At 69.5% G+C, this 7,145-nt stretch carries 5 protein-coding genes and 1 pseudogene; 4 read left to right on the top strand and 2 right to left on the bottom strand.

All coding sequences use genetic code 11. From position 1 onward, the window contains the following. Window positions 1-2,010 (top strand): primosomal protein N' (locus PMI01_RS15735; protein WP_007670815.1); only part of this gene is annotated, 2,010 nt, incomplete at its 5' end. A gap of 180 nt (window positions 2,011-2,190) precedes the next feature. On the opposite strand, the gene PMI01_RS15740 is transcribed toward PMI01_RS15735, so the two are convergent. Together PMI01_RS15740 and PMI01_RS15745 are read right to left on the bottom strand one after the other, a co-directional pair. Further along, window positions 2,191-3,765: an MDR family MFS transporter gene (locus PMI01_RS15740; RefSeq protein WP_007670819.1), complete on the bottom strand. Its 1,575-nt coding sequence runs from the start codon at window positions 3,763-3,765 to the stop codon at window positions 2,191-2,193. Between the two features lie 239 nt (window positions 3,766-4,004). After that, window positions 4,005-4,787 (bottom strand): TerC family protein, encoded by a 783-nt coding sequence (locus PMI01_RS15745; protein ID WP_007670821.1) that lies wholly within the window; start codon window positions 4,785-4,787, stop codon window positions 4,005-4,007. Between the two features lie 118 nt (window positions 4,788-4,905). On the opposite strand from PMI01_RS15745, the gene PMI01_RS15750 reads away from it, so the two are divergent. The 3 genes and pseudogenes from PMI01_RS15750 to PMI01_RS15760 form a co-directional block, all read left to right on the top strand. Beyond that, complete coding sequence (locus PMI01_RS15750) at window positions 4,906-6,000, top strand: acyltransferase family protein (RefSeq protein WP_007670823.1); 1,095 nt, start codon at window positions 4,906-4,908, stop codon at window positions 5,998-6,000. Window positions 6,001-6,070: 70 nt separating this feature from the next. Then, window positions 6,071-6,763 (top strand): CHAP domain-containing protein, encoded by a 693-nt coding sequence (locus PMI01_RS15755; protein ID WP_007670827.1) that lies wholly within the window; start codon window positions 6,071-6,073, stop codon window positions 6,761-6,763. Window positions 6,764-6,828: 65 nt separating this feature from the next. Beyond that, window positions 6,829-7,145, top strand: a pseudogene (locus tag PMI01_RS15760) (magnesium transporter); the annotation flags it as partial.

Genomic DNA, 7,145 nt, shown 5'->3' on the forward strand with positions numbered 1-7,145 from the left:
GGGACCGGCGGCAACCGGCCGCTGAAACCGGTGCTGGAGCGGGTGGACGACCCGCCGCTGCCGCCGGGCGTCCTGACCTTCATCGACTGGGCGGCGCGCTATTCGGTCGACATCCCCGGCTGGCCCCTGGCCATGGCCCTGCGCGGCCTGCGCCATCCGCCGGCCAAGCCCGACAAGGCCCTGGTCCTGACCGGAACCCAGCCGGCGCGGATGACGCCCGCCCGCCTGAAGGTGCTGGCCGCCGCGCAGGCCGGGCCGCTGGCCTCGGGCGCCCTGGCCGCGGCGGCCGGCGTCTCGACCGGTGTGGTCAAGGGCCTGGTCGACGAGGGCGCGCTGGCCGTGACCTGGATCGAACCGGACGACAGCTTCCCGCAACCCGACCTGTCCCTGCCCGCCCAGACCCTCAATCCCAGCCAGCGGGCCTCGGCCGACGTGCTGGGCGAAATGCTGGCGGCCGGCGGTTTCCAGGCGGCGCTGCTCGACGGGGTGACCGGCTCGGGCAAGACCGAGGTCTATCTGGAGGCCGTGGCCGCCGCTCTGGCCGCTGACGACCACAGCCAGGTGCTGATCCTGCTGCCCGAGATCGCCCTGACCCAGGCGGTGATCGCCCGCTTCGAGCAGCGGTTCGGCGTCGCCCCGGTCGAGTGGCACTCCGGGGTCTCGCCGCCCCGCCGCCGCCGCGCTTGGGAGGGCGTGGCCACCGGAGCGGCACGGATCGTGGTCGGGGCCCGCTCGGCCCTGTTCCTGCCGTTCAGGAACCTGCGCCTGGTGGTCGTGGACGAGGAGCACGACGGCTCGTTCAAGCAGGAGGAGGGCTTCATCTACCAGGCCCGCGACCTGGCCGTGGCCCGCGCCAAGATCGAGGGGGCGCTGGTGGTGCTGGCCTCGGCGACGCCGTCGCTGGAGAGCCTGTGGAACGCCCAGCAGGGCCGCTACCGCTGGCTGCGGCTCAGCGCCCGCCACGGCGCGGCCCAGTTGCCCGACATCGGCCTGATCGACATGCGCGAGACCCCGCCCGAGCCCGGCCGCTGGCTGTCGCCGCCGCTGGTCAAGGCGGTGTCGGTGGCCCTGGCGCGCGGCGAGCAGAGCCTGCTGTTCCTCAACCGCCGGGGCTATGCGCCGCTGGTCCTCTGCCGGGCCTGCGGCGAGAAGATGAAGTCGCCCGACACCGACAGCTGGCTGGTCGAGCACCGCTATTCCGGCCGGCTGGTCTGCCACCTGACCGGCTTCTCGATGAAGAAGCCCGAGGCCTGCCCGCACTGCGGGGCCAAGGACAGCCTGGTGTCGATCGGTCCGGGCGTCGAGCGGGTGGAGGAGGAGGCGCGCCACCTGTTCCCCGACGCGCGGATCGCGGTGTTCTCGTCCGACACCGTGTTCGACGCGGCCGGCGCGCGGGCCCTGGTCGACAGCATGGCGGCCGGCGAGATCGACATCCTGGTCGCCACCCAGGCCGCCGCCAAGGGCCACAACTTCCCCAACCTCACCCTGGTGGGGGTGGTCGACGCCGACCTGTCCTTGCGGGGCGGCGACCTGCGGGCCGGTGAGCGGACCTTCCAGCTGCTGGCCCAGGCGGCCGGCCGGGCGGGGCGTCACGAGAAGCCGGGCCGGGCGCTGCTACAGACCTACGCTCCCGAGCACGGTGTGTTGCAGGCCCTCAAGGCCCAGGACCGCGACGCCTTCGTGGAGGCCGAGATGGCCATGCGCCAGGAGGCCGGCCTGCCGCCGTTCGGCCGGCTGGCGGCGGTGATCGCCTCGGGACCGGACGCGGCGGCCCTGGAGGCCTATTGCCAGGCCCTGGCGGCCGCGACGCCCAATGCCGACGGGGTGGAGGTGTTCGGTCCCGCCGACGCGCCCCTGGCCCTGGTGCGCGGCCGGCGGCGCAAGCGGTTCCTGGTCCGGGCCGACCGCACGGTGGACCTGCAAGGCTTCCTGGCCGCCTGGCGGGCCCGGGCCAAGGTCCCCAATTCGGTGCGGGTGGTGTTCGACGTGGACCCGTACAGTTTTCTGTGAGCCTGGCTACGCCTTGCCCACCCACGTCCGTCATCCCCCGACTTGTTCGGGGGACCTAAGCGGCGTCGACCGACAATCCCAGATCAACTCGGCTTGGGTCCCCCGCATAAAGCGGGGGATGACGGTTGAGAGGTTTGGCGAGGGCGGGGACAGGCGCATGCGCCTGTCCCCGATCCGATCTCAGACCGGCTCCTTCTCCAGTACCGGCGCCGCCGCCGGCTGGTGGCTGCGCAGCGGCAGTTCGGGGATGAACAGGATCACCACCAGGCCCGCTCCGATCACCGCCAGCCCCGCCAGGAACACCCCGGTGATGGCGTGGGTCAGGGCCAGGCTCAGGGTCGGGTCGGCGGCGTGGTGAACGCCGCTGGCGGTGGCTTTCAGCGCCATGCCTTGCAGCGCGCCCAGGTCGGCGCCCTGGCCCAGGCTGGCCAGCCGGTGGGTCAGCAGGGCCCCGAACAGCGCCACGCCGATGGTCGAGCCGATCTGGCGGAAGAACTGGTTGGAGCTGGTGGCCACGCCGATGTCGCGCGGCTCGACGGCGTTCTGGGCGGCCAGGCCGAACAGGCTCTGGCCGGGACCCAGGCCCAGGCCGACAATGGCCATCCGCCAGCACAGGTCGGGCAGGGTGGTGTGGACGCCCACCCGGCTGAGCAGCCAGACGCCGACCATCAGCAGCACCGCGCCGGTGATCATCAGCGGCTTGTAGCGCCCGATGCGGCTGACCAGCTGGCCGGCGATGGTGCTGGAGACGATCAGCCCGCCCATCAGCGGCAGGATCGCCAGGCCGCTGGTGGTGGCGTCCACCCCCATGCCCAGCTGCATGTAGAGCGGCAGGAAGGTCACCACGCCCAGGAAGGCCATGGAGATCAGGAAGCCGGCCAGGTTGGCGGTGGTGAAGACGCGGTTGCGGAACAGGGCCAGCGGCACGATCGGGTTGCTGACCTTGCGCTCGGCCAGGATGAACAGGGTCAGGGCGACCGCCGCCGCGGCGAACAGGCCCAGGCTGCGGGGCGAACTCCAGGCGAAGCTGTGGCCGCCCAGGCTCAGCGCCAGCAGCAGCGGCACGAAGGCGGCGACCAGCAGGGCGGCGCCCAGATAGTCCACCGAGCCGAAGCGCCGATGCTCCAGGGCCGGCATCTTCACCAGGATCATGAACAGCGACAGCAGAGACAACGGCAGGTTGACGTAGAACACCCAGCGCCAGCCGGCCACCAGGTGGCCGGCGATGTGGACCGTGCCGTGGTCGGTGAAATAGCCGCCGATAAGCGGGCCCAGCACGCTGGCCAGGCCGAACACCGAGCCGAAGATGCCGGCGAACTTGCCCCGCTCGCGCGGCGGATAGAGGTCGGCGATGATCGCGAAGGCGGTGGTGAACAGCGCCCCGCCGCCGATACCCTGCAGGGCCCGGAACACGATCAGCTGCACCATGCCGCCCACGCCCAGCACGGTCCCGAACTCGCCCGACAGGCCCGACAGCCACGAGCCGGCCAGGAAGATGCCGATGCCCCAGAGCAGCACCGGCTTGCGGCCATAGATGTCGCCCAGCTTGCCCCAGATCGGCACCATCACCGTCGAGGTCAGCAGGTAGGCGGTGGTGACCCAGGCATAGAGCGCCAGGCCGTTCAGCTCGGCGATGATCCGCGGCATGGCCGTGGAGACCACCGTCTGGTCCAGGGCGCTGAGCAGGAAGACGATCATCAGCGCGCCGAGCGTGAGCCGGCGCTCGGTGTCGGTGAAGGTCTGGGTGGTGGTCATGGGCAACCTGTCAATGCGAACCGGGCGACCTTGGCCTAGACGGCTTGAGTTCGTCGAACAAGGCGGGGCCATCGCATGGCGATAGTCAGCCTCAGGCGCCGTCCCTCCCCCTCGTGGGGAGGGTGGCCCCGAAGGGGTCGGGTGGGGGAGCCGTCGCAATGACTCTCTGCACCGGGCCCCACCCGTCGGCTTCGTCGCCACCCTCCCCGCAAGGGGGAGGGACGACGGCATGGGCGAGCCTAGTGACCCTTCTTCCTCTCGCCTTTCCTGCGCGACAGCATGTTCAGGCCCTCGACCCCGGCCGAGAAGGCCATGGCGGCGTAGATATAGCCCTTGGGCACGTGGACGCCGAAGCCCTCGGCGATCAGCACCGCGCCGATCATCAGCAGGAAGCCCAGGGCCAGCATGACCACGGTCGGGTTGTCGTTGATGAAGTTGCCCAGCGGGTCGGCGGCCACCAGCATCAGGCCGACGGCGACGATGACGGCGATGATCATGATCGGCAGGTGATCGGTCATGCCGACGGCGGTCAGGATCGAGTCGATCGAGAACACGATGTCCAGCAGGATGATCTGGAAGATCGCGCTGCCGACGTTGGACACCGCCGCCGTCTTGACGTCGGGGGCGATGTCGCCGGCGTTGGGATCGACGCTGTGGTGGATTTCCTTGGTGGCCTTCCAGATCAGGAACAGGCCGCCGGCGATCAGGATCAGGTCACGCCACGAAAAGGCGGTCTCGAAGGTCGGTTCGCCATGCGACAGCGGTCCGGCGATCCCCAGGTCGAACACCGGATGCACCAGGCCGACGATGAAGGCGATGGTCGACAGCAGGACCAGCCGCATGATCAGGGCCAGCGAGATGCCGATGCGGCGCACCCGCTGGCGGTGTTCGGGCGGCAGTTTGTTCGAGAGGATGGAAATGAACACCAGGTTGTCGATGCCGAGCACGACTTCCATGACGATCAGAGTGACCAGGGCGGCCCAGGCGGCAGGGTCCGCGGCGAGGTGAAGGAGTTCGTTCATCGTCCCGTTCTAAGGTTGCAGTCTGGAATACGCGTCATCGCCTACCCCTCCGTAGGCGCCGTTCATGCAAGGGAACGCGACGGAAGCCCCCAGGCTTCGCCAAACTGGAATGCGACATATGCCCGACGCCGCCAATATCAAGCCCCTGACCGCGCTTCGGTTCTTCGCCGCCTTCTGGGTGGTGCTGTACCATTATTGGCCCAACCTGTCGGCGGCGGCCCCGCCGGCCATGGTCGCCAAGGGCTATCTGGGCGTCGAGGCGTTCTTCACCCTGTCGGGCTTCATTCTCTGCCACGTCTACCTGCAGGGCTTCGGCCAGGGGAAGTTCCGCTATGGCGGCTTCCTGTGGAACCGGCTGGCGCGGGTCTATCCGCTGCACCTGGTCACCCTGGCCGGGGTGGGGCTGATGGCCGCCGCGGCTGGCCTGGCGGGCATCGCGGTGGACCACAACATGCTGGCCTGGGAAGCCCTGCCGGCCAACCTGCTGCTGGTCCAGGCCTGGGGCTTCGCGCCGGTCTCGGGCTGGAACCATCCGTCATGGTCGATCTCGGCCGAATGGTTCGCCTATCTCTGCTTCCCGGCCTTCGCCTATGTCGCCTGGCGGCTGCGCAACCTGCCCTGGGTGGCCGTCGGCCTGGCTCTTGTTCTGATCGCTGCGCTCTATCCGGCCTTCCAGGCCCTGAGCGGCTTTCCCCTGACCGAGGCCACCATCCGCTGGGGTTTCCTGCGCATCGTGCCGTGCTTCGCCTATGGCTGCGCCCTGCACGCCCTGTGGCGTTCGGGGGCCGTGACCGGGCGCTTCTCGGGGGCGGGCGCCTGTCTGGCGGGCGCCGCCGTGCTGCTGGCTGTGCACTTTCGCGCCCCCGACCCGGTCATCGTCATGACCCTGGGCGGGCTGATCGTCATGCTGGCGGCCATGGCCGCGGCGGGGTCGCGCTTCGCGACTCAGGCCCCGCTCGTGTATCTGGGCGAGATCAGCTACTCGACCTACATGATCTGCATTCCGTGGAAGATCCTGGCGGTCAATGCCGTGGCCAAGCTTCTGAACATCGAGGGCGACCAACTGCCGCTCTATGCTTGGCTGGCGGTGGTCCTGGCGCTGGTTCCGCTGTCGGCGATGTCCTACCACATCATCGAAAAGCCGGCCCGTGAACGCATGAAGTCTTGGGCGAAGGGCTGGCGCGAGCGGCGCCCTGCCACGGCCGGCGCCTGATAAACAGACTTTTCATATCTGTCTGTCAGGGTTATCCCTTAGCCCAGTGACGCGGGGGAGTACCCACAGCATGACGAAACGGACGAGGACCCTTTGGGGTTCCCTGTGCGCTGCCGCCATGATCAGCCTTGTGCCGATGTCCGGCGCGGTGGCTGACGGCTATTGGCAGTGCGTTCCGTTCGCGCGTCTGATGTCGGGCATCCAGATTTTCGGCGACGCCCGCACGTGGTGGAGCCAGGCCGTCGGCAAGTACGACGTGGGCTTCGTGCCGCGCTCCGGCGCCGTGCTGTGCTTCAAGCCGACCGGCCGCATGAACCTTGGACACGTCGCTTTCGTCAGCCAGGTCCTGACCGATCGCGTCATCCAGGTCACCCACGCCAACTGGTCGGTGATGAACGGCGCCCGCGGCCAGGTCGAGAAGGACGTCACCGTCGTCGACGTCTCGCCGGCCGGCGACTGGAGCGAGGTGAAGGTCTGGTACGACCCGATTCGCGACCTCGGCACGACCGTCTACCCGACCCACGGCTTCATCTACCAGAACGCCCAGGCCACCACGATCGCCGCGGCGACGTCGAAAATGGCCCTCGCCCAGAACGCCGCCGTGTCGCTGGCCAAGTCGGCCGCCAACCAGGTCGCCGCCTCGGTGCGCGCCAGCTCGCCGCTGGACATGATCAACCAGGCCGCCGATTCGACCGACCGCATCGCCGCCCTGATCGCGGCTTCGCAGTCGCCTGAAGCCGACAAGCCGCAACCCGCGCGTTGACGACGGGCGCGCGCTGGGTCATGCCCCAGTCTTGAGGACTCGGGCGTGAACAAGGCCATATTCCCATGCTGAGAGTGCTGCGTCACGGCGCGCCGGGCTTCGACCTCGTCGGTCTGGGCGCCGACTGGCGTCTGCCCGACGACGCGGTGTGGATCGAGCTGGTCGACCCGACCCGCGCCGAGGAGGTGGCGGTCGAGAAGTCGATCGGTCTGCTGCTGCCCACCCGCGAGGAAATGGCCGAGATCGAGGCGTCCTCGCGCCTCTACCAGGAGGACGGCGGCACGTTCATGACCGCCACGGTGCTGGTCAACGCCGACGGCGACCTGCCCACCGCCGCGCCGGTGACCTTCGTGCTGACCGGCGACCGGCTGGGGACCATCCG

The organism is Caulobacter sp. AP07, from assembly GCF_000281955.1.
Lineage (GTDB): Bacteria > Pseudomonadota > Alphaproteobacteria > Caulobacterales > Caulobacteraceae > Caulobacter.